27 protein-coding genes are annotated in these 23,144 nt (G+C 72.6%); 15 read left to right on the plus strand and 12 right to left on the minus strand.

What is annotated here, in order from left to right:
* Window positions 1-619: 619 nt before the first annotated feature.
* Window positions 620-1,165 carry an isopentenyl-diphosphate Delta-isomerase gene (idi, locus tag FOF52_RS16860; protein ID WP_248590892.1) on the minus strand — a complete coding sequence of 182 codons (546 nt, stop codon included), beginning with the start codon at window positions 1,163-1,165 and terminating at the stop codon, window positions 620-622.
* A 150-nt stretch (window positions 1,166-1,315) separates the two neighbouring features.
* Between idi and crtI the strand changes: the two genes are divergently transcribed.
* From crtI to FOF52_RS16875, 3 genes are read left to right on the plus strand one after another with little or no spacing between them, the layout of a single operon-like run.
* Window positions 1,316-2,839: a phytoene desaturase family protein gene (gene crtI / locus FOF52_RS16865; RefSeq protein WP_248590893.1), complete on the plus strand. Its 1,524-nt coding sequence runs from the start codon at window positions 1,316-1,318 to the stop codon at window positions 2,837-2,839.
* Window positions 2,836-3,825 carry a phytoene/squalene synthase family protein gene (locus FOF52_RS16870; RefSeq protein WP_248590894.1) on the plus strand — a complete coding sequence of 330 codons (990 nt, stop codon included), beginning with the start codon at window positions 2,836-2,838 and terminating at the stop codon, window positions 3,823-3,825. Before crtI ends, FOF52_RS16870 begins: the two co-directional genes overlap by 4 nt.
* A gap of 1 nt (window position 3,826) precedes the next feature.
* Window positions 3,827-4,834 carry a DUF5914 domain-containing protein gene (locus tag FOF52_RS16875; RefSeq protein ID WP_248590895.1) on the plus strand — a complete coding sequence of 336 codons (1,008 nt, stop codon included), beginning with the start codon at window positions 3,827-3,829 and terminating at the stop codon, window positions 4,832-4,834.
* Window positions 4,835-4,912: 78 nt separating this feature from the next.
* On the opposite strand, the gene FOF52_RS16880 is transcribed toward FOF52_RS16875, so the two are convergent.
* From FOF52_RS16880 to FOF52_RS16890, 3 genes are read right to left on the minus strand one after another with little or no spacing between them, the layout of a single operon-like run.
* On the minus strand, window positions 4,913-6,199 hold the full coding sequence (locus tag FOF52_RS16880; protein ID WP_248590896.1) for a Dyp-type peroxidase: 1,287 nt from the start codon (window positions 6,197-6,199) through the stop codon (window positions 4,913-4,915).
* Window positions 6,200-6,217: 18 nt separating this feature from the next.
* Window positions 6,218-6,760 (minus strand): copper chaperone PCu(A)C, encoded by a 543-nt coding sequence (locus FOF52_RS16885; RefSeq protein ID WP_248590897.1) that lies wholly within the window; start codon window positions 6,758-6,760, stop codon window positions 6,218-6,220.
* A gap of 38 nt (window positions 6,761-6,798) precedes the next feature.
* Window positions 6,799-7,569, minus strand: a complete 771-nt coding sequence (locus FOF52_RS16890) for an SCO family protein (protein ID WP_248590898.1) — start codon at window positions 7,567-7,569, stop codon at window positions 6,799-6,801.
* Between FOF52_RS16890 and FOF52_RS22190 the strand changes: the two genes are divergently transcribed.
* The gene (locus tag FOF52_RS22190) at window positions 7,483-7,698 is read left to right on the plus strand and encodes a zf-HC2 domain-containing protein (protein WP_425265499.1); all 216 of its coding nucleotides are present in this window, start codon (window positions 7,483-7,485) and stop codon (window positions 7,696-7,698) included. The two genes, FOF52_RS16890 and FOF52_RS22190, sit on opposite strands and share 87 nt — an antisense overlap.
* Before the next feature lie 135 nt (window positions 7,699-7,833).
* Here the strand turns inward: FOF52_RS22190 and FOF52_RS16895 are convergent, their stop codons facing one another.
* Entirely contained in the window at window positions 7,834-8,412 is a 579-nt protein-coding gene (locus tag FOF52_RS16895) for a hypothetical protein (RefSeq protein WP_248590899.1), read from the minus strand.
* Between the two features lie 111 nt (window positions 8,413-8,523).
* Here FOF52_RS16895 and FOF52_RS16900 point away from each other — a divergent pair, with 111 nt between their 5' ends.
* The 8 genes from FOF52_RS16900 (at window position 8,524) to FOF52_RS16935 (ending at window position 14,675) form a co-directional block, all read left to right on the plus strand.
* Complete coding sequence (locus FOF52_RS16900) at window positions 8,524-8,793, plus strand: metal-sensitive transcriptional regulator (RefSeq protein WP_248593904.1); 270 nt, start codon at window positions 8,524-8,526, stop codon at window positions 8,791-8,793.
* 130 nt (window positions 8,794-8,923) lie between these two features.
* Entirely contained in the window at window positions 8,924-9,211 is a 288-nt protein-coding gene (locus FOF52_RS16905) for a rhodanese-like domain-containing protein (protein ID WP_248590900.1), read from the plus strand.
* Between the two features lie 70 nt (window positions 9,212-9,281).
* Window positions 9,282-9,878: a rhodanese-like domain-containing protein gene (locus tag FOF52_RS16910; protein ID WP_248590901.1), complete on the plus strand. Its 597-nt coding sequence runs from the start codon at window positions 9,282-9,284 to the stop codon at window positions 9,876-9,878.
* Window positions 9,879-9,880: 2 nt separating this feature from the next.
* Window positions 9,881-10,666 (plus strand): sulfite exporter TauE/SafE family protein, encoded by a 786-nt coding sequence (locus tag FOF52_RS16915; protein ID WP_248590902.1) that lies wholly within the window; start codon window positions 9,881-9,883, stop codon window positions 10,664-10,666.
* A gap of 116 nt (window positions 10,667-10,782) precedes the next feature.
* Window positions 10,783-12,162, plus strand: coding sequence for an MBL fold metallo-hydrolase (locus FOF52_RS16920; RefSeq protein ID WP_248590903.1), 1,380 nt, complete (start codon window positions 10,783-10,785; stop codon window positions 12,160-12,162).
* 174 nt (window positions 12,163-12,336) lie between these two features.
* Window positions 12,337-13,377, plus strand: a complete 1,041-nt coding sequence (locus FOF52_RS16925; protein WP_248590904.1) for a GlxA family transcriptional regulator — start codon at window positions 12,337-12,339, stop codon at window positions 13,375-13,377.
* Window positions 13,334-13,975, plus strand: coding sequence for a DJ-1/PfpI family protein (locus FOF52_RS16930; protein ID WP_248590905.1), 642 nt, complete (start codon window positions 13,334-13,336; stop codon window positions 13,973-13,975). Before FOF52_RS16925 ends, FOF52_RS16930 begins: the two co-directional genes overlap by 44 nt.
* Window positions 13,976-14,093: 118 nt before the next feature.
* Window positions 14,094-14,675: a DUF4352 domain-containing protein gene (locus tag FOF52_RS16935; protein ID WP_248590906.1), complete on the plus strand. Its 582-nt coding sequence runs from the start codon at window positions 14,094-14,096 to the stop codon at window positions 14,673-14,675.
* 79 nt (window positions 14,676-14,754) lie between these two features.
* Here the strand turns inward: FOF52_RS16935 and FOF52_RS16940 are convergent, their stop codons facing one another.
* The gene (locus FOF52_RS16940; protein ID WP_248590907.1) at window positions 14,755-14,973 is read right to left on the minus strand and encodes a hypothetical protein; all 219 of its coding nucleotides are present in this window, start codon (window positions 14,971-14,973) and stop codon (window positions 14,755-14,757) included.
* A gap of 355 nt (window positions 14,974-15,328) precedes the next feature.
* Window positions 15,329-16,510 carry a lycopene cyclase family protein gene (locus FOF52_RS16945; protein WP_248593905.1) on the minus strand — a complete coding sequence of 394 codons (1,182 nt, stop codon included), beginning with the start codon at window positions 16,508-16,510 and terminating at the stop codon, window positions 15,329-15,331.
* A gap of 83 nt (window positions 16,511-16,593) precedes the next feature.
* On the opposite strand from FOF52_RS16945, the gene FOF52_RS16950 reads away from it, so the two are divergent.
* The 3 genes from FOF52_RS16950 to FOF52_RS16960 are packed head-to-tail and all read left to right on the plus strand — an operon-like array spanning window position 16,594 to window position 20,295.
* Complete coding sequence (locus FOF52_RS16950; protein WP_248590908.1) at window positions 16,594-17,325, plus strand: class I SAM-dependent methyltransferase; 732 nt, start codon at window positions 16,594-16,596, stop codon at window positions 17,323-17,325.
* A complete protein-coding gene (locus tag FOF52_RS16955) occupies window positions 17,322-18,884 on the plus strand; it encodes an FAD-dependent oxidoreductase (RefSeq protein ID WP_282573606.1) in 1,563 nt (520 codons plus the stop codon). The genes FOF52_RS16950 and FOF52_RS16955 overlap by 4 nt, the downstream gene beginning before the upstream one ends.
* 55 nt (window positions 18,885-18,939) lie before the next feature.
* Window positions 18,940-20,295: an MATE family efflux transporter gene (locus FOF52_RS16960; protein ID WP_248590909.1), complete on the plus strand. Its 1,356-nt coding sequence runs from the start codon at window positions 18,940-18,942 to the stop codon at window positions 20,293-20,295.
* A gap of 69 nt (window positions 20,296-20,364) precedes the next feature.
* Here FOF52_RS16960 and FOF52_RS16965 read toward each other — a convergent pair whose 3' ends face one another.
* The 5 genes from FOF52_RS16965 to rpsF all read right to left on the minus strand — a co-directional run bounded on the left by FOF52_RS16965 (window position 20,365) and on the right by rpsF (window position 23,043).
* A complete protein-coding gene (locus tag FOF52_RS16965) occupies window positions 20,365-21,132 on the minus strand; it encodes a peptidoglycan recognition protein family protein (protein WP_248590910.1) in 768 nt (255 codons plus the stop codon).
* A 237-nt stretch (window positions 21,133-21,369) separates the two neighbouring features.
* The gene (gene rplI, locus FOF52_RS16970) at window positions 21,370-21,816 is read right to left on the minus strand and encodes a 50S ribosomal protein L9 (RefSeq protein WP_248590911.1); all 447 of its coding nucleotides are present in this window, start codon (window positions 21,814-21,816) and stop codon (window positions 21,370-21,372) included.
* A gap of 25 nt (window positions 21,817-21,841) precedes the next feature.
* On the minus strand, window positions 21,842-22,078 hold the full coding sequence (gene rpsR, locus FOF52_RS16975) for a 30S ribosomal protein S18 (RefSeq protein ID WP_248590912.1): 237 nt from the start codon (window positions 22,076-22,078) through the stop codon (window positions 21,842-21,844).
* A 60-nt stretch (window positions 22,079-22,138) separates the two neighbouring features.
* On the minus strand, window positions 22,139-22,693 hold the full coding sequence (locus FOF52_RS16980) for a single-stranded DNA-binding protein (RefSeq protein ID WP_248590913.1): 555 nt from the start codon (window positions 22,691-22,693) through the stop codon (window positions 22,139-22,141).
* 59 nt (window positions 22,694-22,752) lie between these two features.
* Entirely contained in the window at window positions 22,753-23,043 is a 291-nt protein-coding gene (rpsF, locus tag FOF52_RS16985; protein ID WP_248590914.1) for a 30S ribosomal protein S6, read from the minus strand.
* Window positions 23,044-23,144 lie beyond the last annotated feature (101 nt).

Below are 23,144 nucleotides of genomic sequence, written 5' to 3' on the forward strand. Positions count from 1 at the left end.
ACACCTATCAAGAGAGGCTCAACCCAAGCCCGACACCCCAAGGGTGCCGATCAAAGGAACCCCCACCCCCACACGAGGGATGGAAGGAGCCAAAACAACACAAACTCGGCTGTAAAGAAACAAACACGCGCTGTTGAGTTCTCAAGAAACAACCGCCGACCGTCTACAAACCCCCACCCGGGAGCTCTTCCCCAGCCACGGCATCTCCGCTTGATCCGGCCCCGACTCTAGCAGCCCCCCGCCCCGACGCAAATCCACGCCGAACCAGAAAACCACCGAGACAGAACCACCCGGAGCCTCCCCGCGAAACCCTCCGCAGTTCCGCTCCGTTCTGTTCTGAACTTTACCGGCCTTCCCCGAAACCGCCAAATCGGCGTTTCCGAAGCTTTTCCGGAAGTACAGAACACGGTATCGCCGCCAAATTCCTCGCGGCACGACGATTATGCCAGAAGGAATTGGCGTTGAAGACCGTTGGGTGTCGGGCCCGTCCACCAGAACGGTGTCCGGTTCGCCCAGAGGTCGTCTCCGGTCCCGGGCAGCAGCCGCAGGACTCCAGAGCGACCCGACTAAATTTAGTCGTCCTCCACCCCCAGGACAACCAAAATCTCGGTGATGCGAGTCACAAACCCTCTTGACCCAGCAGGACCACCTGCTCGGCCGCCCACGGGCTGATGCTCCAGGGGGCGGTCCGGGCGACGCCGACGAAGGCGGACCAGTCCACCCACCGCCAGTCCATGACCTCTTTCGGGTCGGGCCGCGGTTCCTCCGCGGTCACCGCGGTGTACACGGGGCAGACCTCGTTCTCCACCACACCGGTCACGTCGACGGCGCGGTACCGGAAGTCCGGCAGGACCAGGCGCAGCTGCTCGACCCGCAGCCCCAGCTCCTGGCTCGCCCGACGGCGCACCGCGTCCTCGACCGCCTCCCCCGGGGCGGGGTGGCCGCAGCAGGAGTTGGTCCACACCCCGGGCCAGGTCTGCTTGCCCAGGGCACGCCGGGTCGCCAGAAAACGGCCCCGCGCGTCGAAGATGTAGCACGAGAACGCCAGGTGCAGCGGGGTCCGCCCGTGGTGCACCTCGTCCTTGGCCGCTGCGCCGATCGGCTGACGCAGGTCGTCGAGCAGGACCACGTCCTCCCGTTCGACCATGTCCATGACACCACTCATCACTTTCTCCCGACTCTCACCCCGAGGTTACCCGCCATCACCACCACCAGTACTTAGAGTGATGATGCGAACACAGAAAGTCTCTGTCGTTCGAGGCGGTCCCACCCTGCCCACTCCCAGGTGAGACCGCCACCCTGCCTGGGAGGCTTCATGCGCACCGTGAGCGGACCGACGGACCACGTCGTGGTGGTGGGCGCCGGACTGTCCGGGCTCGCCGCCGCCCTGCACCTGCTGGGCACGGGACGCCGGGTGACCGTGCTCGAACGGGAGGAGTGGCCCGGCGGACGTGCCGGACGACTGGACCTGGACGGGTTCCGGATCGACACTGGGCCGACCGTGCTGACCATGCCGGACCTGCTCGACGAGGCGCTGGCCGCGGTGGGCGAGTCCGTTGCCGACCGCCTTGACCTGGTGCCGCTGTCTCCGGCCTACCGGGCGGTGTTCCCCGACGGTTCGACGCTCGACGTGCACGCCGACGCGGCCGCCATGGCGGAGGAGGTCGCGCGGGTGTGCGGCCCCCGCGAGGCCGAGGGGTACCTGCGGCTGCGCGAGTGGCTGCGGGAACTGTACGACCTGGAGATGGCCCGGTTCATCGACGTGAACTTCGACTCCCCGCTCGCCCTGCTCTCCCCCGAACTGGCCAGCCTGGCGGCCCTCGGCGGCTTCCGGAGCCTGTCCTCGGCCGTCGGACGGTTCGTCAGGGACGAACGGCTGCGCCGGGTGTTCTCGTTCCAGTCCCTGTACGCGGGAGTGCCGCCCCACCGCGCCCTGGCCGCCTACGCGGTGATCGCGTACATGGACACCGTCGCCGGCGTCCACTTTCCGCGCGGCGGCATGCGTGCGCTGGGAGAGGCCCTGGCCGGCGCCGCGGCCAAGGCCGGAGCGGAGCTGCGCTACGGGAGCACCGTGACCCGCCTGGAACGGCGCGGCGACCGGGTGAGCGCCGCACTGCTGGCCGACGGGGAACGGGTGCCCTGTGACGCCGTGGTGCTGACCGTGGACCTCCCCCTGGCCTACCGGCTCCTGGGCCGGACCCCGTGGCGGCCGGTTCCGCTGCGGTTCTCACCGTCGGCGGTGGTCCTGCACGCGGGAACCGACCGGACGTGGCCGCTCCTGGACCACCACACCCTCCTGTTCGGTGCAGCGTGGCGGCGCACCTTCACCGAGATCACCCGGCTGGGGACACCGATGAGCGACCCCTCGCTGCTGGTGACGCGGCCGACGGCGACCGACCCCGGACTGGCCCCGCCGGGGCGGCACCTGCTCTCCGTGCTGGCGCCCTGCCCGAACCTGCGGACCGGCCGGATCGACTGGGCGTCCTTCGGCCCCCGCTACCGGGACCGGCTGGCGGCGACGCTGCGGGACCGCGGTCTGACCGGGTTCGACGAGTCGGTGGTGGTCGAGCGGCTGGTGACCCCGCAGGACTGGTCGCGGCAGGGGCATGCGTTCGGCACCCCGTTCGCCACGGCGCACACCCTCGCCCAGACGGGGCCGTTCCGACCGCGCAACCTGGTGCCGGGAACCGCCAACGCGGTGCTGGCCGGATGCGGAACCACCCCCGGGGTGGGACTGCCCACGGTCCTGGTGTCGGGGAAGCTCGCCGCGGCGCGCATCACCGGAGGCGTCCCCGCTGTCCCCCGGACGACGGTCACGAGTTCCGGGAGGCGACGGTGAGGCGGGAACTCCGGGCGGCCGGCATCACCGATCCCGGCCTGTGCGCGGACTACGCCCACTGCCGGGCACTGCACGCCCGCCACGGGCGTACCTACTACCTGGCCACGCTCGCGCTCCCCCCGCGGCGGAGGCCCGCGATCCACGCCCTCTACGGTTTCGCGCGCTGGGTGGACGACGTGGTCGACGCCCCGGAAGGCGCCGTCCCCGTCGAGACGCGGGCCGCCGTGCTCGCCCGTCTCGACACGGAACTGACCACGGCCCTGTCCGGTGGGACGAGTACGGAACCGGTGGTCAGAGCGGTCGCCGACACCGCGCGACGGTACGGGATCGGCGCCGAGCTGTTCGCGTCGTTCCTACGGTCCATGCGGATGGACCTGTCCGTCACCGACTACGCGACCTTCGCGGACCTGCGCGGCTACATGTACGGCTCGGCCGCGGTGATCGGCCTCCAGGTGCTGCCGGTGCTGGGCACGGTGGTGCCCCTGCCCCGTGCCGCCCCGCACGCGGCGGCGCTGGGGGAGGCGTTCCAACTGACCAACTTCCTGCGCGACGTGGCCGAGGACCTGGACCGGGGGCGGGTCTACCTGCCCGCGGACGTGCTGGCGCAGCACGGGGTGGACCGGGACCTGCTGGCGTGGTGCCGGTCCCGGCGGCGCGGGGACCCCCGGGTGCGTGACGCCCTGGCGCACCTGGTGGCGGTGAACCGCGACGGCTACCGGACGGCCGCGCCGGGGATCGCGATGCTCGACCCGGTGTCGCGGCCGTGCGTGGCCACGGCGTTCACGTTGTACCAGGAAATTCTCGACGTGATCGAGGAGGCCGACTTCGACGTGTGGAGTTGTCGGCGTGCGGTGTCGCGGTGGCGGCGTGCACGGGTGGCCGTTCCGGCGTTCGGTCGGGCCGTGCTGTACCGGGCCGCGGCGGTGCGGCGAGCGGACGGCGGTGTGCCGCGGAGGGGCGGCGCACGGATTTCGGGGAGGAACTGAGATGCCCGGGGACATGCTGTCTCGGCGGCTTCCGCTGCGCAGGCTGCCGAAGACCGAGTGGGAACGGCAGGAACCGTCGTGGCGGGGGGCGCGGCCGGGACTGATCGAGGGGGCGTTGAAGCGGGCCCTGGCGCGGCCGTCGGGGAACTGGTTCGTGCTCGCGGCGAGCACGCAGATCCGTCCGGGACGGCCGTTCGGCCGGATGGTGGCGGGGACCGAGCTGGTGGCGTGGCGGACCCGGGACGGGGCGGTGCACGTGGCTCCCGGCGCCTGCCCCCACCTGGGGGCTCCGCTGTGCCGGGGCGCGGTCCACCAGGACCGGCTGGTGTGCCGGTGGCACGGTCTGTCGCTGGGGCCGGAGGGGTTTCCGGGCTGGTCCCCGTTTCCCGCGCACGACGACGGGGTGCTGGTGTGGGTGCGGTTGGACGCGGCCGGCGGCGAGGAGCCGCTGCCCGCTCCGGTGGTGCCGGAGCGCCCGGAGACCGTGCGTGCGCTGGCCGCGGTGGAGACGTTGGCCGGGCGGTGCGAGCCGGAGGACGTGGTCGCCAACCGGTTGGACCCGTGGCACGGGTCGTGGTTCCACCCGTACTCGTTCGTGGACCTGCGGGTGGTCGAGGCCCCCGAGGAGGGGGTGGCCGACTCCGCGGACCGGTTCGTGGTGGACGTGTCGTTCCGGGTGGCGGGCCGGTTCGGGGTGCCGGTGCGGGCGGAGTTCCGCTGTCCGGAGCCGCGCACCGTGGTCATGCGCATCCTCCGGGGCGAGGGGACGGGCAGCGTGGTGGAGACGCACGCCACTCCGCTGGGCGTGGACCGGCAGGGAGTGCCGCGCACCGCGGTCGTCGAGGCGACGATCGCCGCGTCGGACCGGCCCGGGTTCACCGCGGCGCGGCGGGTCGCCCCTCTGGTCCGTCCGGTGATGCGGTTCGCCGCGCGGCGGCTGTGGCGGGACGACCTCGCCTACGCCGAACGCCGTTACGTGCTGCGCTCCTCGGGACGCTGGCCGTCCTGACTCCGGCCACCCCGGAGCGGTCCGTCCCCGCTTCCCCGTGGCGGGGACGGACCGTGTTCTTCCCGGTCGGCTCGGGGGTCATCCCTCGATCAGGTCCTGTCCCAGGTAGCGCCCCTCCCTGGCGGCGGGGACCGCGAAGAGGGCGCTGCCCTCGTGCCGGATGTAGCGGTTGAGGGCGTCGCCCTGGTCGGCGAGGCTGCGCTGCACCGGGGTGAACCCGGTGGCGGGGTCGCCCTGCCAGGCCATGAAGAGCAGGCCGGCGTCGCGGACGCCGTCGCGCCACCCCTGGTCGTAGCTGTAGCCGCGGCGGAACATGCGGGCCCCCAGGTTGTTCTCCGGGCTGGCCAGTCTCACGTGCGCGTTCTCCGGGATGAGCGGTTGTCCGTCCGCGTCGCGGGCGGACAGTACGACGGGGTCGGTCTCCCGCTGCCCGCCCAGGGGCGCCCCCGTGTCGAGGTGGCGGCCGAGCGCCCGTTCGCGGGTGGGCACGTCCAGTTTCCGCCACTCGTCCAAGAGCATCCGGATGCGCCGCACCACCAGGTAGCTGCCGCCGTCCATCCAGGCGTGCGCGGGATCGTCGTGCCGCGCGGTCACGGTCCGGTCGAACAGCGGGTGGTCCTGTGCCGGGTTGGCGGTGCCGTCGATCTGCCCCATGAGGTTGCGCGGGGTGGCGTCGGGGTCCCGGGAGGCGGCGGCGGTGCGGCGGAAGCCGGGCAGCGACCAGCGCACCGCCGTGGTCGGCGCGGCCGCCGCCACCAGTTCGTCCACCGCCGCGGCCAGCACCATGGGGTCTTCTGCTCCGACCTGGAGCATCAGGTCGCCGCCGCACCAGTGGGGGCGCAGCTCGTCGGTGGAGAACTCGGGCAGGTCGGCGAGGGCGTCCGGGCTGCGGTCCTCCGCGCCGATCGCCCGCAGCAGGGAGCCGCCGATGCCGACGGTGACCATGAGGGAGGCGGGGAGCAGTCCGGCGGAGGCCGCCCCCTCGGCCACCTCCGCGGGGCCTTCGGCGTGCAGTCGGGCCGCGAGTTCGGTCCAGGAGCGCAGCGCGGCGGCCGCGCCCTCGCGGGCCGCTTCGGGGGTTTCGCGGACCGTGTCGGCCAGGTCGAACGAGAGGACGTGGACGAACGCGGGTGCCCGTCCGGCGATTCCGGGCTGGGGTGCGGCGGTGGTGTCGGCCGGCTGCTCGGCCATGCCCAGCCGCTGTCCGTCGGCCGGGGCGGGGGCGGGGTCGGAGTCCGGCAGGAGGGGGCGGACGACCTCTCCCGCGGCCATGCCGACGCCCGCGCCGGTCAGTGCCGCCGCGCCCAGTCCCGCGAGGAATCCCCGGCGGGAGGCTCCCGCCGGGGCCGTCTGCGGTTCGGTCATGGCTTTCCCCGCCTCCTGTCAGTGGCCGCCGCTCCCGGCGCGTTCCAGCACCGGGGCCTCGACGTGGACGGTTGCTCCGTTGTCGAAGGTCAGGGTGATGGTGGCGGTGTCGCCGACCCGCGGGGGGCGGGGCATGTCCAGCACCATGAGGTGGAGTCCGCCGGAGGCGAGTTCGACGGTTCCGCCCGCGGGGACGGGGATGGTGTCGACCGGGGTCATCTGCGACGCGCCGCTTTCGGTGGTCTCCACCGTGTGCAGTTCGGTCCGGTCCGACAGCGAGGTGGCCGCCTCGGTCAGGGCGACGGGTCCGTCGCCGTTGTTGGTGATGGTGAGGTATCCGGCGGTCATCGAGGGCTGGGCGGGTTCGGCCAGCCAGGCGTCCGCGACGGTGAGGTCTCCGGCCTGGGCGCCGCCCTTGGCCGGGGTGCCGTGCTCGGCGGTCGGCGCGGCGGACCCGCCTGGGTTGTCCGTGCGCGGGGCGGCGCCTTGGCCGGCGCAGCTGGCGAGGGCGAGCAGGGCGGCCGCGCCGAGGGCGAGGAGGGCGGAGGTGGAGGCGTTCATGGGGTTGTCTGTGCGCATGGCTGTGGGATCTCCGGGGCTCAGAGCTGTTCGGTGAGCAGGTCGGGCAGGACGGCGCTCATCTGCTCACCCGAGGTGCCGGGGTCGAAGAACCCGATGGCGTCGCCGCCGGGGCGGAGGACCGCGACCCGTTCGCCGTGGGTGACGAGGTAGTTGCCGTCGGTCTGCTCGGGCGCCTCCACGGGGATGCCGTACGCCCGGGCTGCCTGGACCACCTCGTCGATGGGGCCGATCACTCCCTGGAATCCGGGGTCGAAGCCGGCCAGCCAGGAACGCATCTGTTCGGGGGTGTCGCGGGCCGGGTCGGTGCTGACCATGACCACGTCGACCCGTTCGGCGTCCGCCCCGATGCGGGTGACCGCGTCGGCGATGTCGGCCATCGTCGTGGGGCACACGTCGGGGCAGCTGGTGTAGCCGAAGTAGAGCAGGGTGAGCCGGTCCTCCGCGACGCCGGTGAACGACCACGGTTCGTCGTCCACGGTGCGGAACTCGTGCTCCGGGGCGGACATCGGGGTTTCGGTCAGGTCGAGGTAGTAGTCGAACTCGCCGCGCTGCTGGCTGTCGGCGTCGCTGTCCTGTCCGCATCCGGCGAGGACGAGGACTCCGACGGCCGCGAGTACTGCTCCCGCGCTCCGTACCCTGTTTCGGACGCGCCGATATCCCGGTTTCTGGGAAATAGGGATGTTGTGGGCGATGATGGAGTCGTGAGGTGCATCGACTGTCGAACCGCTCTTTCCGCCGAAATCGACGGAGAGACGCCGAGCCACTCCCCGGAAGAGGTCCGCGCCCATCTGCGCGAGTGTGCGGAGTGCGGTGTCTGGCTCTCGGCCGCGCGGGGGCTGCACCGGCTGGTCGGCGTCACCACGCTGGCCGCCGGTCCGGGTGGGGACGAGCGAGTGGGGGAACGGTCCTGCGGTTAGCCTTCCGCACCGGTTCCTCCCGGTCTTACCGGTCATGCTGGTTCTCCTCGGATCGGTCCGCGCCGTGCCGGGTTCCGGGCACGCGCGGGACGGCCGCAGCGCCTTCGCGCGCGGCCTGACCACGGTTCTTGCGGATCAGGGGAGCCGAGGAGCGGGCGGTCCGCGCCGGACGACCGCGTACCGCAGCACCGCGCCGGAGGCGAGCGGTGTTCCGCTCCCGCCGTACAGCCTCCCCCGGGACGGGCCCGGTACGGCGGGCGGCGCGGTGCACAGCCGGAACGCGCCGGACAGCAGGGTGCGCAGCGCGCGGGCGAGCCGGAGGGCCGCGGCCTCGCCGCGGTGCAGCCACAGCGCGCAGAGCAGGGCCGCACCCAGGTGGGTCGCCAGCATTCCGAGGGAGGAGTCCGGTCCGTCCGCCGTGCCGGGGAGGGCCGCCGTCCGGTGGGCGGCGTGGATGCCGCCTCCGGACTCGGTCAGGCCGAAGACGAGGTGCAGGGCGAGCTGTCCCCACAGCATCCAGCCGAGGATGGCGCCGCCGCGTTCCCTGCCGGCGAGTCCCCATCCGACGGCCAGCATCAGCGCGAAGCCGGCCAGTGTCCCGCTGAGGGGGACGTCGTGTCCGGACTGGAGCGCGTGTCCGTTGGCGGACACGCCGACGGACACCGCGGCGAAGACCCCGGCGCGGGCGACCCTGGCGAGTGACGTTCCGTGCACAGCACTCCTATCGTCGCACCGGTTCTGAGTAGGGGTGATCGGGGGTGGGGAAAGCGCGTTGGCGGCATTGATACGGGTGGGGGTATCGTTGGGACGGAAGAGGTGATGACGGTGGAGATGAAGCCCGAACTGGTCGGCGACGCTCTGACCAGGCTGCGTCGCGCGCACGGACAGCTCGGCGGGGTCATCGCGATGATCGAGGCCGGCGAGGACTGCGCCGACGTGCTGACCCAGCTCGCGGCGGTCTCGCGGGCGCTGGACCGGGCCGGGTTCAAGATCGTGGCCAGCGGCCTGCGGCACTGCCAGGCGGCGCGTGAGCGCGGCGAGGAACCGCCGATGAGCGAACAGGAGTGGGAGAAGCTCTTCCTCTCCCTGGCCTGAGCACCCCGGGGTGCGGTCCGGTGGTCCAGGGCCGCACCGCCCTCCGTTTCCCACCACAGCCATGTCCGTCATATACCCCTGGGGGTGTGTAGTGTTTCGTTGGAGGTCGGCGCAGACTCCGGAGATCGCGGTGGACCGACTGGATGCCGCCCGCGCGGCCGGAGCGCTCCTGCTCGACGTGCGGGAACCGGCGGAGTTCGCGTCCGGCCACGTGCCCGGAGCCGTGAACCTGCCGCTGGGCCGGGTGGCGGCCGAGGCCCACCGGTTCGCCGGGCGCTCGGTCTGCGTGATCTGCCGCTCGGGCCAGCGGAGCCTGCGTGCCGCCGCCCTGCTCAACCGGGCCGGGGCGGACGCGGTCTCGGTGGCCGGGGGCACCCGGGACTGGATCGCCTCGGGGCGCGCCGTGACCACCGGTTGACCCGTCGCCGGCACGGCCCACCCCTGCCCGCAACATACCCCCTCCCGTATCCATCAGCAGAGAGGTTTCCATGGACAGTCCGATCTCCGCTTCCCTGACTCCCGAACAGGTGCGGGAACTCCAGGAGCGCAACCCCCGGACGCGGGTGATCGACGTGCGCACTCCCGGCGAGTTCGCCGGGATGCACATCCCCGGCTCCTACAACGTTCCGCTCGATCTGCTTCGCGAACACCGGCGCGAGCTGAGCGCCGAGCACGACGACCCGGTCGTGCTGGTGTGCCGCTCGGGGATGCGCGCCGACCAGGCCCGCGCGCTCGTCGAGGGCAGTGGGCTGGAGCGGATCAGCGTGCTCCGGGGCGGCATCAGCGAGTGGGAGCGCACCGGTGCGCCCCTGAACCGGGGGGCGGGGGGACGCTGGGCGATGGAACGCCAGGTGCGTCTGGTCGCCGGATCGATCGTGCTCGCCTCCGTCGCGGCCAGTGCCGTGTTCGGGCCGCTGAAGTGGGTGGCCGCGGCCGTCGGCGCGGGGCTGACCTTCGCGGCGGTCACCGACTCCTGTCTGATGGCGCGACTCCTGGCGCTGCTGCCCTACAACCGCGCCGACTCCTGTGACGCTCCGGCGATGCTGACCGCGCTCACCGATGCCGCGCCCGCGGCGCGGGACTGACCGTGGCTCTCGCGGCGGCGCTCTTCGGCGTGCTGATCGGGCTGCTGCTCGGGCTGCTCGGTGGCGGCGGGTCGATCCTGGCGGTGCCCGCGCTGGTCTACGGCGTGGGTCTGCCGCCGGCGGCAGCCGTTCCGGCCTCCCTGGTCGTGGTGGGGGCGTCGGCGGCGACCGGCCTGCTGACCAGGGTCCGCGCCGGCCTGGTCCGCTGGCGGGTGGCGCTGGTCTTCGGGCTGGCCGGGCTGCCCGCCGCGTTCGGCGGCGGCGCGGTGGGGCGACTGCTCCCCGAACGCTGGCTGATGCTCGGCTTCGCGGCGCTCATGGTCGTGGTGGCCGTACGCATGCTGCGGTCCGCCGTGTCCTCGGGCGGGGCCTGCCGCAGCGGGGCCGGCGGGGTGAACTGGCGCGTGTGCCTGCCCCGGTCGGTGCTGGCGGGTGCCCTGGTGGGGTTCCTGACCGGCCTGTTCGGAGTCGGCGGCGGCTTTGTCGTCGTCCCGGCGCTGAGCGTGGGGCTGGGGCTCACCGCGGCCGAGGCGGTGGCCACCTCGCTGGCGATCATCGTCCTCAACTCCGCCTCCGGGCTCGCCGCGCACTCCTCCGCCCTGGCCGACCTCGACCTGCTGACCGTGGGGGTCTTCGCGGTGAGCGCGATGGCCGCCTCCCTGGCCGCCGGGAGTCTGGCCACGCGGTTGCCCGCCGCCCTGCTGAGGCGTGGTTTTGCCGTCCTCGTCCTCGCCGTCGCCGCGGGGGTGGCGGCGGTGACCCTGACCGTTCCCGAACTGCTTCCGTAACCGGTACCGAACAACGGGCCTCCCGGCCCGCGACACAGACCACACCCATCGAACAGAGATACCCCCCGGGGCATACCGGACACGCCGGGCACCCGGATCACGGAGAGGAAGACACGATGCTGTTCACGCAGTACTACCTCGACTGCCTGTCCCACGCGTCCTACCTGGTCGCCGACGAGACCACCGGCCGGGCCGTGGTGGTCGACCCCAAGCGCGACGTCACCGACTACCTCGCGGACGCCGAGGAGAAGGGGCTGACCATCGAGGCGGTCATCAACACCCACTTCCACGCCGACTTCGTCGCCGGCCACCTGGAACTGGCCGACCGCACCGGGGCGTGGATCGGCTACGGCCGTCGTGCCGAGACCGAGTACCCCAGCCGGAAACTGGCCGACGGCGAACGGATCGTCCTCGGCGACGTCATCCTGGAGGTCATGGAGACGCCGGGGCACACCCCCGAGTCGATCAGCATCCTGGTCTACGAGCACGCCGACGACACCGTTCCCTACGGCGTCCTCACCGGTGACGCGCTGTTCATCGGCGACGTGGGCCGCCCCGACCTCCTGGCCTCGCTCGGGTCCACCGCCGAGGAGCTCGGCCGGATGCTCTACGACTCGGTGCAGCGCAAACTCATGGGCCTCCACGACGACGTGCGGGTCTTCCCGGCGCACGGCGCCGGTTCGGCGTGCGGCAAGAACCTGTCCACCGAGCGCTGGTCCACGATCGGCGAACAGCGGCGCACCAACTACGCCTGCCGCCCGATGGACGAGGAGACCTTCCTCACCCTGGTCACCGCGGGCCAGCCGGCCGCTCCCTCCTACTTCGCCTACGACGCGGTGCTCAACCGCAAGCAGCGCGAGGTGCTGGACCCCGAGAAGATCGTGGTCGCCCTCTCCGCCGAGGACTTCCTGGCGCGGCGGGCCGCCGGGGCGGTGGTCGTGGACTCCCGCGACCCGCAGGAGTACGCGGCGGGCCACCTGCGCGGCTCACTCAACGTCCCGGTGGACGGCCGGTTCGCCGAGACCGCGGGCAGCGTGCTGCAGCCGGGCACCCCGCTGCTGGTCGTCGCCCCCGAGGGCCAGGAGGCGGAGACCCTGGTCCGCCTGGCCCGGGTCGGCTTCGACACCACCGTGGGCTACCTGCCGGAACCGGAGAACGTCTTCGTCACCGTGCCCGAGGAGATGGAGAGCTCCGTCCGGGTGACCGCGGCGGCCCTGTCGGAGCGGCTGCGCGACGCGGAACCGCCCGTCGTGCTGGACGTGCGCAACCAGGGCGAGCGTGACCAGGGCGCGATTCCCGGATCGCTGCACATCCCGCTCGCGGAACTGCCCTCCCGGATGGACGAGGTTCCCTCCGGCCGTCCGGTCGTGGTGCACTGCGCGGGCGGCTACCGCTCCAGCGTCGCCGCCAGCCTGCTGCGGGCCAGGGGCCGGTCGGACGTCTCCGACCTGCTCGGCGGCTACGCGGCCTTCCAGGCCCTGCACCAGACGGCCTGATCGGTGCCGCTCCCCGCGGGACCGCGCGGTGCGCGGTCCCGCGGCCGCCGCCGAAAAGTCGACATATCGACTTGTCGACAGGCCAGTGGAGGGCGGAAGTCCAGGGGCGGGCATGGCAGAAAAGGTGGGAAATTCGTCATTGCTGCCACGGCGCGGCGGTCGAATACTGAAGCCATGCCGAACCGCCGTGTCCTCATCGTCCTCTTCGACGGTGTGCAGAGCCTGGACCTCGCCGGCCCGCTGGAGGTCTTCAGCGGCGCCAACCGCTACGTGCAGGCGTACCTGGACGGCGCGGCCGAGTACGAGGTGGTGACCGCCTCACTCGGCGGCGCCGCGGTCCGCTCCTCCAGCGGACTGCACATCACCCCCGACCTCGACCTCGCCGACGCCCCCGCCCCGCACACCCTCGTCGTGCCGGGCGGCGACGGCACCCGCGTGCCCCCAAGCGGCCTGGTCGACTGGCTCCGCGCGCACGCGCACCGGGCCGAGCGGCTCGTCTCGGTGTGCACCGGGGCGTTCCTGCTCGCCGAGGCGGGACTGCTGAACGGCAGGCGCGCCACCACCCACTGGGCGTCCTGCGACCGCCTGGCCGAACGCTTCCCCGAGGTCCGGGTGGACCCCGACCCGATCTTCGTCCGGGACGGCCGCGTGGCCACCTCGGCCGGGGTGACCGCCGGTATCGACCTGGCCCTGGCACTGGTGGAGGAGGACCTGGGCCGGGACGCGGCGCTCACCATCGCCCGGTACCTCGTGGTGTTCCTGCGCCGCCCCGGCAACCAGGCCCAGTTCAGCGCCCAACTCCGGGCTCAGAGCGCACGCCGTGAACCGCTGCGGGAACTCCAGGGCTGGATCAGCGACAACCCGGACGCCGACCTGTCGGTGGAGGCGCTGGCCGCGCGCGCCGGATTGTCCCCACGCCAGTTCGCCCGGGCCTTCACCGCCGAAGTGGGGGTCACCCCCGGCAGGTACGTGGAGCGGATCCGCCTGGAGGCGGCCCGCCGCCTGCTGGAGGACAGTTCCCGTGGGATCGAGCAGGTGGCGCGCTCCTGCGGCTACGGCACCCCGGAGGCGATGCGCCGCGCGTTCCTGCGCACGCTCGGCGTCTCCCCCGCCGAGTACCGACGGCGGTTCCGCCCGTCGGCGACGGAAACAACCATGGAAGGGAGCGATCATGCAGATCGCCATCCTGCTCTTCGACCGACTCACCGCGCTTGACGCGGTGGGCCCCTACGAGGTCCTCACCCGGCTTCCCGAAGCGGAGACCGTCTTCGTCGGGGAACGCGTCGGCGAGGTCCGCACCGACACCGGACGACTCGGTCTGCGCGTGGACGCGACCCTCGACGAGGTCACCGCCCCCGACGTCGTGGTGGTGCCGGGCGGACCCGGCCAGGCCGCGCTCATGGACCACGGTCCCGTACTCGAATGGCTGCGCGCCGTGGACCGCACCAGTGCCTGGACCACGTCGGTGTGCACCGGTTCACTGCTGCTGGCCGCCGCCGGCCTGCTCACCGGACGACGGGCCACCTCGCACTGGCTGGCACTGGACCAGCTCCCCGCCTTCGACGTGACACCGGTGTCGCAGCGGGTGGTGTTCGACGGCAAGTACGTGACCGCGGCGGGTGTCTCCTCCGGCATCGACATGGCCCTCGCCCTGACCGCCCGGATCACCGGCGAGACCGTCGCCCGGATGGTGCAGCTCGGCATCGAGTACGACCCGCAGCCCCCGTTCACCGCCGGATCACCGGAGACGGCCCCGCCCGAGGTCGTGGAGGCGCTGCGCGCCCGGACCCCCCTGGTCCTCACGGGGGAGTGACCGCGTCGCGGCCCCTCTCCGGCGGCCTGCGGTGATGCTTTGCCGCTCCTTTGCCGGCACTGGTCTTTGGGGTGTGCGGACCGGGGAAGCAGAAGAGGCCGCTATGGAAGGGCTTCCCATGAAGCGCACCATCGTGGCTGCCGTCGTCGCGGGGGGAACCGTCCTCACCGCCGGTCCCCTCCTCCTCGGTCCGCACGTCACCGCCGGGCAGGACGCGGCGTTCCTCCGGTCGGCCGCCGAGACCCCCCGGGGCCTCGCGGGTCCCGCCCCCGGCGCCGGGCGGGCCCCCGAGCCGGGGGACTTCCGGGGGGCAGCGGCCACCGCCGGGGACTGGCTGCTGTACGTCACCGACGTCCGCGTCGAGGAGGACGGCGTCGTCACCGACGGCACGGGGAACGGCGTGCACGCCCCCGAGGGGATGGTGTACCACGTCTTCACCCTCCAGGCCGTCAACCGCGGTACCGAGCCGCTCCGCTTCGCCCCGGTCGGCTCCACGGCCGCCGACGTCGACGGCCGCACCTTCGCCCACGATCCCCGGGCCGGGCGAGTGGCGTCCGGTTCCCCGGCCCCGCTCCTGGCTCCGGGCTCGGTCACGGAGACCGAGGTGGTCTTCCCCGCCCCGCCGGACGCGCGCCTGTACGAGATCGTGGTCACCATCGAGTACGGGGCGGTCTTCGCCACTCTGGAGGCTCGGCGCTGACCGGGCCTCCCGTGCTCCCCCGCGCTGACGGCCGACCGGCGCCGCGGGCACCGGTCGGCCGTGTCGTGCGCTGGGGTTCCTACGGCCGGTACGGGGGGCGGAGCCACTCCGGACCGCCGTCGTCCTCGTCGTCCTCGTCGTCCGGGCTGGTCGTGACGGCGCCGGGGTACGGCGTCCGAGCGGTCTGCGTGTCCCATGAAGGCGCCGGTCCGGCCGTGGCGTACGGCCACGTCCCGTTCACGGCGTCGACAGTGCTGGGGGTCGTATCCACCTTCGGAGGCAGGATCATCACCACCATGGAATCACCCTAGTACCGAATGGTCGGTTTTTGGTGGCCACTGTGGGCCAGCCAGGGTGTGCCCGAAACGGGGACGACTATCCCTCTGCAGCCCGAAAAGGCCGACGACCTCCGCCGATGGTGACGACGCGGGTGTCCGGAACGGCCTCCGCGGCGCCCCGGTCGGGGAGGGTGATCGCACCGGATCGACCGGGTGGTCCCCGTCCGGTCCACCGGGAGGAGTTTCACGTGAAACCGCGGCCCCGGAGGCGGAGCCCGCCGACCGCCCCGGTAGCCGGCGGCGTGTCCCGCGTCGAGGGGGTCGGTACCGGATGCGGCCGCCGAAGGGGCCTCGGCCCGCGACTCCGGTGCTCCGTCAACGTCGCATGGAGCCGCCGCGGTGCCGAGCGGCGCGGATCTGCGCCCACAGCGCCGCGGACATGCTCGCGACCGGGGTGCGCGTTCCGATCGCCACTTCCTCCAGGGGGGTGGTCTTCCCGTCGAGGAAGCGCAGCAGCCGCGGCAGCGAGTTGTTCCGGAACAGCGTGGCGAAGAACTCGGCCCCGTCGACCACTCCGTCGTCCAGTCCGCGCAGCAGCACCGCGTCCATGAACAGGTGGCGTCCGCGGTGGGCCGGACACCGGACCGGGAGCCGGCCCGCCGCCAGCGCCGCCGCGATCTGCCTGGTCTGGCGCTGCACCCCGGAGAACGTGTACCCCGTGGCGGGACGAGTGGCTCCCCCCGCGGCGCCGATCCTGAACACCCGGCGCCCCACCCGCGCGGGCAGTCGGGCGCTGGTCATCGGGATCACCCCCTGCTCCGTCCCGGTGACCGTGAACACCCCCAGTTCCAGCAGGCGCCCGGTGTAGTCGCGCAGCGCCGCGTCGTACCCCTCGTCGTCGAGCACCGCCCTGGTGAACTCGGTGTACTCCACCAGGGCGGTGCGCGCGTCGAAGGGCAGTACGTAGCCGAAGGCCACCCCCCTCTCCGGCTGCGGTACCCGCAGGTCCATCAGCACCGCCGCAGAGGCATCGAACCGCGGCCGGTCGGTGCGGACGAACCAGCCCCGGAAGTGCTGCAGCAGCGTGACGCCGTCCGCCGGGAGCTCCGGGAGGGGACGCGAGTCGAACACCAGGCCCGCGGCGAGCTCCCGTTCCGCTCCCTCCGCCCCACGCAGTCGCAGCACCGCCCCGTCCGGGCCGTCCACGATGTCGGTGACCGTCCACCGGAGCGTGCGCGTCTTCCGCAGCCCGCTTCGGACCAGCGCCTCGAAGTCCCGGGACCGCACCATCTTGTACACCAGCGGGTGGAGGTGCGACCGCCACGCCGTCCCGTCCGGTCCCACCACCGAGAGGGCGTGCCAGCGGTGGTTCACCGCCGCGTCCCATTCGCCCGCCGCCTTCTCCCAGAAACACCAGGTGCGTTCGGGGGGACGCAGTCCCGTCTCGGGGGTCTCCACCATGACCACGGACCGTCCCGGCAACATCCGGTCCAGCCGGTGGGCCAGGGACAGCCCCGCCGCTCCCGCCCCCACGATCGCCACGTCCACCCGTTCCACGACACCCCTTCCCACGACGACACACTTTCCATGCCCTCTCGGTAGCGTCTTCATGACAGAGAGTCGCCGATTGGGGAGAGGGCATGCCAACGTCCGTGGAGGCCGCGAAACGGCACCGGGTCACCGCCGAGTTCGACCACTCGGCCGCCGTCTACGACCGGCTCGTCGCCGTCAACCCCGGCTACCACGCGCACCTGCGCCGCTCCGCCGCCCGGTTGCGCCTGCCCGACGGCGGCGCCGGACTGCGCCTGCTGGACCTGGGCTGCGGCACCGGCGCGTCCACCGCCGCGCTGCTGCGGGTCGCCCCGCGTGCCGAGATCCTCGCGGTCGACGCCTCCGCCGGAATGCTCGCCGCGGCCCGCGCCAAGCCCTGGCCGGCCACCGTGCGGTTCGTGCACGCCCGGGCCGAGACGCTCACCGCTCCCGGCTCCTTCGACGCGGTCTTCGCCGCCTACCTGCTGCGCAACTGCCCCGACCGGGACGGCGTCCTCGCCGTCATGCGCGACCTGCTGCGTCCCGGCGGCCGTCTGGCCCTCCACGAGTACTCCGTGGCCGACTCGCCCGCCGCGGCGGCCGTGTGGACCGCGGTCTGCTGGTCCGTGATCATCCCGCTGGGACGGGCCCTGTCCGGCCGCGCCGACCTGTACCGCTACCTGTGGCGCGGAGTCCTGGAGTTCGACGGCGCACGCCGCCTCACCGAGCGCATGCGCGCGGTCGGCCTGCGCGAGGTGCGGGTGCTGCCCATGCCCGGGTGGCAGACCGGGATCGCGCACACCTTCCTCGGTCGCCGCGCCCACGCGGGGGAGTCCGCGTGAGCCTCCGCCCGCCCGGCCGGGATCCGCGCGCCCGCCGCCTCGTCCCGCCGCCGTCCACCGGCACCCCGCCCGAACGGCGTCCCCGGGCCGCCGTCGTCGGCGGCGGCATCGCCGGTCTGTCCGCCGCCACGGCGCTGGCCGAACGCGGAGTGGACGTCACCGTCCTGGAACGCGACGCCCACCTCGGCGGCCGCCTCTCCGGCTGGGAGACCGTCCTCTCCGACGGGTCCACGGTCACCATGAGCCGCGGCTTCCACGCCTTCTTCCGCCAGTACTACAACCTGCGCGCCCTGCTCCGCCGCGCCGACCCCGGCCTGGACGGGTTCGTCCCCCTGGCCGACTACCCGCTCGCCCACGCGGAGGGCGCCGTCGACGGGTTCGCCGGGCTGCCCGCCACCCCGCCGTGGAACGCGTTCGCCTTCGTCGCGCGCAGCCCCAGTTTCCGCTGGCGCGACCTCGCCGGCGTCAACCTCGCCGCGGCCCTGGCCCTGCTGGACGTGCGCGTCCCGGACGTCTACCGGAGGCTCGACCACGTCGACGCGCTCGACTTCCTGGACCGGCTGCACTTCCCCGAGACGGCGCGCCACCTGGCGCTGGAGGTGTTCTCCCGGAGCTTCTTCGCCGACCCGCGCGCGCTGTCGGCCGCCGAACTGCTCACCATGTTCCACCTCTACTTCCTCGGCTCGGGGGAGGGCCTGCTCTTCGACGTGCCGCGCGCGCCGTTCCCCCGGGCGTTGTGGCAGCCGCTCGCCGGCCACCTGCGTTCGCTCGGCGTCCGGATCCACACCGGCACACCGGTCGACCGGGTCGGGGAGGGGCGCGGGCTCCGCCACGCCGTGCACACGCCCGACGGGGTGGCCGAGTACGACGCGGTGGTCCTGGCCACCGACCTGCCCGGACTGCGCGCGCTGGTCGCGGCCTCTCCCGGCCTCGGTGACGCGGCCTGGCGCCGCCGGGTGGCGCAGCGGCCCAGCGCCCCGCCCTTCCTGGTGTGCCGGCTGTGGCTGGACCGTCCGGTGCGCGTCGACCGGCCCGCGTTCCTGGGCACCAGCGGACACCCCACCCTGGACAACATCAGCGTCCTGGAACGCTACGAGGACGAGGCGGCCTCCTGGGCGGCGCGCACCGGCGGCTCCGTGGTCGAACTGCACGCCTACGCGCTGCCCGTCGACGCCGAGGCCGGTGCGGAACGGGACCGGCTCCTCGCGCAGCTGCACCGGGTCTATCCGGAGACGGCGGCGGCACGCGTGGTCGACGAACGCTGTGAACTGCGCGCCGACTGCCCGCTGTTTCCCCCCGGCGACTTCACCGAGCGGCTCACGGTCCCCACTCCCGACCCGTTCCTGGTGGTCGCCGGCGACCACGTCCGCGTGGACCTGCCCGTGGCGCTCATGGAGCGCGCCGCGACCAGCGGCCTGCTCGCGGCCAACACACTGCTGCTGCGGTGGGGCCTGCCCGGACACGCGGTGTGGAGTGTGCCCAACCGGGGCCGGCTCCCGCTGGCCCGGCACCTGCTTCCGGCCCCGCGGCGGCCGGGCCGCTCCGCGGCGGGTCGGTGAGCCGACCCGCCCCGCCGGCCGGCCGGTGGTCGGCGGGAGGTAACGTGACCGGATCATGGCACGTCTGATCAGCGCCGCACCGTTCCGGCACCCCCGGGACTCCGAGATCTTCCGGCTCGCCGTCCCCACCTTCTTCGCCCTGGTGTCGGAGCCGCTGTTCCTGCTCACCGACTCGGCGGTGGTGGGCGGACTCGGCACCGAGGCCCTCGGCGGGCTGGGCGTGGCCGGACAGATCCTGTTGACGTTCGCGAACCTGTGCATCTTCCTCGCCTACGGCACCACGGCCGCCGTCTCACGCAGGTTCGGTGCGGGCCAGATCGCCCTGGGGCTCCGGCACGGCATCGACGGACTGTGGTTGGCCGTCCTCATCGCGGCGGTCGCCGTCGCCGCAGGCTGGCCGTTGTCCCCGCTGCTGGTGGAGGCGCTGGGCGCCTCCCCCGCGGTCGCCCCGTACGCGCTCACCTACCTGCGGATCAGCCTGTTCAGCCTGCCCGGACTGCTGATCATCATGGCGGGCACCGGGGTGTTGCGCGGCCTGCAGAACGCGCGCGTCCCGCTGGCGGTGTCGGTGGGCGCGAACCTCGCCAACATCGTGCTGTGCGTGCTGTTCGTATGGGGTCTGGGCTGGGGCATCGCCGGTTCCGCATGGTCCACGGTGGCCGCGCAGAACGGGGGCGCGGCCGTGTACCTGGCGGTCGTGGTCCGGGCCGCGCGGCGGCACGGCGTCTCGTTCGCTCCCACCCTCTCCGGGCTGCGCGACGCCGCGGCCTCCGGTTTCGCGCTGTTCGTGCGGACGGTGTCGCTGCGGGTGGTCCTCGTGGTCACGACCGCGGTCGCGGCCCGGCTCGGCGACCCCGAGATCGCCGCCCACCAGGTGGTGTCCCAACTGTGGTCGCTGCTGGTGTTCGCGTTGGACGCCATCGCGATCGCGGGGCAGTCGATCATCGGACGCTACCTGGGCGCCTCCGACGTCCCCGGCGCCCGCGAGACCACCCGCCGGATGGTGGAGTGGGGGGTGATGACGGGAGCGGTGTTCACCGTGCTCGTCCTGGCGGTACGCCCCTGGGCGTGGATTCCGTTCACCGACGACCCCGAGGTGCGCGCCCTCATCACGGCCGCGCTGCTCGTCGTGGCGCTGCTGCAGCCGTTGAGCGGGGTCGTGATGGTGCTCGACGGCATTCTGATGGGCGCCGGCGACCAGCGCTACCTCGCCTGGGCGAGCCTGTGGACGATGCTGGTCTTCCTGCCGTGCGCCGCGCTGGTCCCGGTCCTGGCGTCCCCCGGTTCGGTGACCGGGTTGGTGCTGCTGTGGTCGGCTTTCGGCGTGTGGATGCTGGCCCGCGGGGTGACACTGGGCGTGCGTGCCGCGGGAACCGCGTGGCTGGTGACCGGGGCGGGCGCGCCGCGCTGACCGGGGTGCGGCCGGGCTGCGGACCGGTCAGCCCCCGACGCGGGCCCGCGCCAGCGGGTCGGTTCCGTCCTAGACGGGGCCGTGGTGGTACTCCACCGCGACCTCCCCCACAGGGGCGTCCGGATACGACGGGATGTTCTCCTCCGGGATGTCCGGGAATCCGGGGACGGAGCGATCGTTGTGGATCAGTTGCTGTCTCAGGGCGGCCAGCAGGGCCGCGGTGTCCTCCCGCAGGCGCGGCAGGGCCCCGTACAGCCGGTCGCCCGGGCAGTTGGTGGCGTTGAAGTCGCGGTGGCCCACGATCGCCCGGCCCGGGTCCAGGCCGTAGCGGAGGCACAGCCAGGCGCAGGTGTGGGTGAGGGCTTCCAGTAACGTGTCGGGCGGTGTGGCCGACATGTAGTCGCCCTCGTTCTCGATGCCGACGGTGTGCGAGTTGTGGCCGGCCACGTGCGCGCCGAGCAGGTGTCTGCCGGCGCGGACCGCGGGCAGCGTGTTGTCCCGTCCCTCCATGACGATCCCGCCTCGGCTGATGGTGAACTGCTGTCCGGTGTCGTTCCAGCCGTTGTGGTGCATGTGGTACCGCTGGATCGCCCTCGACAGCGCGAACGCCTGTTCCATGGAGTAGTCGGTCACGTTCGGGGTGGCCGTGTGGTGCACCACGATGTGGTCCGGTCGGTGGTCCAGGATCCGGCCGGCCCTCCGAGGCGGCTGGGCGCCCCAGTCCGCGCGGGTGTACACCGTGGGACCGCTGTCCGCCCCGGCGTCGCGCGCCGTTCCCAGGTCGGCCAGTCCGCCGAGGAGTACGCCTCCCGCGACCAGCCCGAACCCGCGGACCACGCTCCGTCTGTCAAGTCCCGTCCCGGCACACCGCTCGTGAGTCGCCACCGAGAATCCGACCTTCCTCCTGGGCAATCTGTCCAGGAGTCAAGATAAGTGACTGACTGTAGTCAAAATCCTACTTTGCGAAGCAATGGCGTGTCCCCAAGGAAGGGTCAAGCGTTGCGCTGTTCCGGCCTCCACACAGCAGTGGACCCCGGCCCACCGAGCCGGGGTCCACAGAAGCACGGGGACGGTTCAGGAACCGACGACCTCAAGCGCGAGCGAGGCGTTGACCTCGGGGTGGAGGCGGACCTCCACCGTGTAGTCGCCCACCGACTTGATCGGGTTGCGGATCTGGATCCGACGCTTGTCCACCGCGGGACCGCCGGCCGCCTTGATGGCGTCGGCCACGTCCGCGGCGGTCACCGAACCGAACAGGCGCCCGTTGTCACCGGAACGCTGCGTCAGACGCACCTTGAGGGCACCGAGCTGTCCCGCGACCTGCTTCGCCTCGTCCAGGCTGCGGATCTCCCGCGCGGCGCGGGCGCGGCGGATCGAGTCGATCTGCTTCTGGCCGCCCCGCGTCCACTTGATGGCGAACCCGCGCGGCAGCAGGTAGTTGCGGCCGTAGCCGTCCTTCACCTCGACGACGTCGCCGGGGGCGCCGAGACCGTTGACCTCGTGAGTCAGAATCAGCTTCACGTTGTTACCTCCTCGTCGGCCCCGGTCAGCGAGCGGTGCTGGTGTAGGGCAGCAGCGCCATCTCGCGGGCGTTCTTCACGGCCGTGGCGACGTCACGCTGGTGCTGCGTGCAGTTGCCGGTGACCCGGCGGGCGCGGATCTTGCCGCGGTCGGAGATGAACTTGCGCAGGAGAGTGGTGTCCTTGTAGTCGATGTAGGTCATCTTCTCCTGGCAGAACATGCAAACCTTCTTCTTGGGTTTGCGGACTGGCGGCTTCGCCATCGTGGTGCTCCTTTTTCAAGAGCCCCGCTGTCGCGGGGATGGTCGCTGGAACAGAAATACCTAGAACGGCGGCTCGTCGGAGTAGCCTCCGCCGCCGAATCCTCCGCCGCCGGTGGCCCACGGGTCGTCCGCGGGCGGGCCGGACCGGGCGCCCTGGTTGCCGCCGTAGCCGCCACCCTGGCCGCCGTAGCCGCCCTGCGGAGCGCCGCCGTAACCGCCACCGCCGAAGCCGCCGCCCTGGCCGCCCTGCCGCTGCGTCTTGGTCACCTTGGCGGTGGCGTGGCGCAGCGCGGGGCCCACCTCTTCGACGTCGACCTCGAAGACGGTGCGCTTCTCGCCCTCCTTGGTCTCGTACGAGCGCTGCTTGAGCCGCCCCTGCACGATGACACGCATGCCGCGTTGCAGACTCTCGGCCACGTTCTCCGCGTACTGCCGCCAGACCGAGCAGGTGAGGAACAGCGACTCGCCGTCCCGCCACTCTCCCGACTGGCGATCGAAGACACGCGGGGTGGAGGCCACGCGGAAGTTCGCGACCGCGGCCCCGCTGGGGGTGAATCGCAGCTCAGGGTCGTCGACCAGGTTGCCGACGATCGTGATCTGGGTTTCGCCTGCCATTGCTTGGCTCCGGATTCCTAGAAGGCGTGGGCGACGGGTGGCCCTGCGGCCGGAGAGAGTCAGTGAACCTCGGGACGCAGAACCTTGGTGCGCAGGATGGCCTCGGTCAGGTTGAGCTGGCGGTCGAGCTCCTTGACCGTGGTGGGCTTGGCAGTGAGGTCGACGACGGCGTAGATGCCCTCGGAGTTCTTGGCGATGTCGTAGGCGAGCCGGCGCTTGCCCCAGACGTCCACCTTCTCCACGGAGCCGCCCTCGTTGCGGACGACCGACAGGAACTGCTCAAGCGACGGGGCGACCGTGCGCTCGTCAAGGCTCGGGTCGAGAATGATCATGACTTCGTAACGACGCATGGGCGCGCGTACCTCTCCTCTGGACTGTCGCGGTCATGGTCTTTCCATGACAGGAGGGCGAGAGCCCGGTGTGCGAGCCGTGCTCGCGGGGGCTCCGATAG

The organism is Thermobifida alba (assembly GCF_023208015.1).
Lineage (GTDB): Bacteria > Actinomycetota > Actinomycetes > Streptosporangiales > Streptosporangiaceae > Thermobifida > Thermobifida alba.